At 73.9% G+C, this 3,696-nt stretch carries 3 protein-coding genes; 2 read left to right on the top strand and 1 reads right to left on the bottom strand.

Annotated elements, in window-relative coordinates; genetic code table 11:
* Window positions 1-225 precede the first annotated feature (225 nt).
* Window positions 226-1,782 (bottom strand): BCCT family transporter, encoded by a 1,557-nt coding sequence (locus ACWGL3_RS31600; RefSeq protein WP_267949604.1) that lies wholly within the window; start codon window positions 1,780-1,782, stop codon window positions 226-228.
* Between the two features lie 821 nt (window positions 1,783-2,603).
* Here ACWGL3_RS31600 and ACWGL3_RS31605 point away from each other — a divergent pair.
* Together ACWGL3_RS31605 and ACWGL3_RS31610 are read left to right on the top strand one after the other, a co-directional pair.
* Window positions 2,604-2,939 carry an ArsR/SmtB family transcription factor gene (locus ACWGL3_RS31605; protein WP_267949605.1) on the top strand — a complete coding sequence of 112 codons (336 nt, stop codon included), beginning with the start codon at window positions 2,604-2,606 and terminating at the stop codon, window positions 2,937-2,939.
* Window positions 2,939-3,670, top strand: a complete 732-nt coding sequence (locus ACWGL3_RS31610) for a cation diffusion facilitator family transporter (protein ID WP_267949606.1) — start codon at window positions 2,939-2,941, stop codon at window positions 3,668-3,670. Before ACWGL3_RS31605 ends, ACWGL3_RS31610 begins: the two co-directional genes overlap by 1 nt.
* Window positions 3,671-3,696: the final 26 nt, after the last annotated feature.

The raw sequence follows: 3,696 nt of genomic DNA on the forward strand, positions 1-3,696 counted from the left end.
GCGGCCCCGCGGGCCCCGGCCGCCCCCCGGGCCGGGCGGCGGGGGGCGCGGGGCCCCGCCCCCCCCCCCTCCCCGCCGGGGGGGGGCCCCCCCCCCCGCCCCCCCCGGCCCCGCTCGGCGGGTGGGAGGGGAGGGACCGTCCTCAGGGACTCCGCTCCCACCGCCTTCCCGTGGCCGTGCAGGTCCGGGCGGACGCCGCGGTGGCGGGGGCGCCTTCCGGCAGGGTCACACGGTTTCCTCCGGGGCGGAGCGCGCCGGCTGCCGCGGCGTGCCGGCCGCCCCCGTGTCCTCCGACCGCAGGTCGCGCCAGAAGCACACGACCACGCCCACGATGACGACGAGGAAGGGGGCCGACGCCACGATGACGGTCTGCTGCAGCGCGGCGAGACCTCCCGAGAACAGGAGGATGATCGCCAGGGCCCCGGTCATCGCGCCCCACAGCAGCAGGATCGGCACGGGTGGGCGCAGGGAGCCGCGGGTGGTGAGCATGCCCAGCACGTAGGTGTTGGCGTCGGCGCCCGAGACGAAGAAGAGCACCGCCAGGACCACCACCATCGCCGCCGTGACGGCGGGCAGCGGGAACTCGGCCAGCGTGGTGAAGAAGGCGCTGTTGAGGTCGGCCGCGGTGGAGCCCGCGATGTCGGTCCCGTGGTTCAGGTCCAGGTCGATGGCCGAGCCGCCGAAGACGGAGAACCAGGCGAAGAAGGCCAGGCTGGGCATGCCGAGGACGACCAGGACGAACTGGCGGATGGTGCGCCCGCGCGAGATGCGCGCCAGGAACACCCCGACGAAGGCGCCCCAGGACACCCACCAGGCCATCATGAAGTACGTCCAGCCCTGCATCCACGCGGTGTCGCCGAACGCCGGTCCCCGCAGGCTCATCAGGAGGAACTCGTCGCCGTACTGGCCGAGGGACTCCAGGAAGAGGGAGACCAGGAACGCCGTCGGGCCGAGGAACAGCACGAACACGAACAGCAGCGCGGCGACCGACAGGTTGACCTCGCTGATGTAGCGGATGCCGCGCTGGACCCCGGAGGCGGCCGAGAGGCTGAAGAGGACCGTCACGACGACCACGATCACCACCTGGGTGGTGGTGCCGGTGGGCGTTCCCAGGAGCCGGTTCAGGCCGTTGTCGATCTGCAGGGCCCCCAGGCCGAGCGAGGTCGTGGTCCCGAACAGGGTGGCGAAGACCGTGAAGACGTCGATGGCCTTGCCCGCGGGGCCGTCGGCGTGGCGTCCCAGCAGCGGCCGGAAGAGGGCGCTGACCAGCCCGGGGCGCTTCTTGCGGTACATCGAGTAGCCCAGGGCCAGTCCGAAGACCGCGAAGATCGCCCAGGCGTGCAGTCCCCAGTCGTAGAAGGAGTACTGGAGCGCGAGGACCGCCGCCTGGGGGGTCCCGGGCTCGGCGAGGTCGTGGGGAGGGACGGCGAAGTGCGAGATCGGCTCGGCGATGCCGTAGGACACCAGGCCGATGCCCATCACCGCGCACAGGATCATGGCGATCCAGGTGTGGGTGGCGAACTCGGGCCGGTCCCCGTCGTCGCCCAGCCGGATGCGTCCGTAGCGGCTGAAGGCCAGTCCGACCAGGAGCGCCAGCAGCAGCAGGGGGAGCAGGAGGTAGGCCCATCCGAACCCGGAGGTGATCCGGTTCAGGGCGGAGTTCATCACGGCCATCTGGTGGTCAGGGGCGGCCACGCCCCAGACCACGAACAGCGAGGAGAGGGCGAGGGAGGCCCAGAAGACCGTTCCGACGGTGCCGCGGACGGTGGTGGAGTCATTCATGGGTGGACTCCTCTCTGGAGACGGCCACCACGCGCGGTGGTGCCGCAGAGCACAGGGCCCTGTGCCGCAGCGGACCGCGGTCCTCGTCTGTTCTGGTGCCAAGAGCGGGTTTCACAGCGGTGAACTTCCTGTCGGTGGGTGGGAGCGGCAAGGACTGCCGGAGTCTCCTGACACGTGCACGGCCGCTGGATCGCTTCAGGGCCGTGCGGGAGGATGCGAGGACGAGGTGTCGGCGCGGGGGTGTGCCCCCGCACCCGTGCCATCCGGATCCGCTTCGCGGAAGAATCCGCAACGCGATCACCGGCGGCGTTCACCAGCAGGGGAGTCCCTGTGGGAGGCGGCGCACGCCGAGGTCTGCGGCTCAGGCCGCACACCGGTCCGTGGGGCTCTCCGACGGGTCCGGGCCGAAGGGCCGGTCGAGATCCGGTCCGGCGTCGGCGCCCTCGCGCACGGTTCCTGCGGCGCTGGGCGGTCGAGTCGTTCCAGATCAAGGCGATGCCGGAGAGTCCCGGAGCGAGGTTACTCGCACGCGGGGGCGCGCTCGCCCGGCTCGACCTCCTGTTACGCCGCGGACCGCTCCGGCCCCGGGGGCCACGGGCCCCCGGCCGTCCCGCCGGGGCCGGAGCGCGGAGGAGCGCGGCCGCGACCGGGGTGGGGGCCCGGATCCCCTGGGCCCCAGCCGTTGTCGGCATCCGGCGGCCCTCGGGCACGCCGCCCTCCGGCCGGGGCGGGCGGGCGGCCGTCCCGGCCGGAGGGCGGCGTGTGCGCACAAGCCAGCATTCATGGTTTCCTGAATCCAGGATTTTGTGTATCGTCAGGGCATGATCTCCCTCGCCACCGACATCGACGCCCTGGCCCGGTTCGGCCGGGCCCTGGCCGACCCCCTCCGCTGCCGGGTCCTGCTGGCCCTGCGCGAGAGCCCAGCCCACCCCGCCGACCTGGCCGAGACCCTCGGCATCAGCCGCACCCGCCTGTCCAACCACCTGGCCTGCCTGCGCGACTGCGGCCTGGTCGTGGCCGTGCCCGTGGGGCGGCGGGTGCGCTACGAACTGGCCGACGCCCGCCTCGGACACGCCCTGGACGACCTGCGCCAGGCCGTGCTGGCCGTGCAGACCGACCCCGCCTGCGTGGACGCCGACGAGAAGGGCTGCTGCTGATGGTGCACCCCCTCACCGCGCCTCCGGGCGAGGACCGCCGCGCCGTCCTGACCCGGCGGGTGCGCCTGCTGGTCGCCGTGACCATCGCCTACAACCTCGTCGAGGCCGTCGTGGCCATCACCGCGGGCAACCTCGCCTCCTCCGCCGCCCTGATCGGCTTCGGCCTGGACTCGCTCATCGAGGTCTCCTCCGCACTGGCGGTCGCCTGGCAGTTCTCCGCCCGCGACCCCGGCGTGCGCCAGGCGCGGGAGAAGCGGGCGCTGCGCGTCATCGCGGTGGCCTTCTTCGCCCTGGCCGCCTACGTCACCGTCGAGGCCCTGCGCTCCCTGCTCGGCGGGACCGAGGCGGCCCCCTCCACCGTGGGGATCGTGCTGGCCGCCCTGTCGGTGGCGATCATGCCGTTCCTGTCCCTGGCCCAGCGCCGCGCGGGCCGGGAGCTGGGCTCGGCCACGGCGGTGGCCGACTCCAAGCAGACGCTGCTGTGCACCTACCTGTCGGCCGCCCTCCTGGTCGGACTGGGCGTCAACGCCCTGTTCGGGTGGGCCTGGGCCGACCCGGTGGTGGCGCTGCTCATCGCCGTGCTGGCGGTCAAGGAGGGGCGGGAGGCCTGGCGCGGGGACGCCTGCTGCGCCCCGGCCGGGATCGCCCTCACCGCGCCCGCCGCAGCCGACGCCGGGACCGAGGGGGCCGACGGGTGCGGATGCGCCCCCGGCTGCTCCTGCTGCCCCTGACACCGCCCCCTCCCGCGGCCCCGGCC

The sequence above is a fragment of the Nocardiopsis sp. NPDC055824 genome (assembly GCF_053616335.1).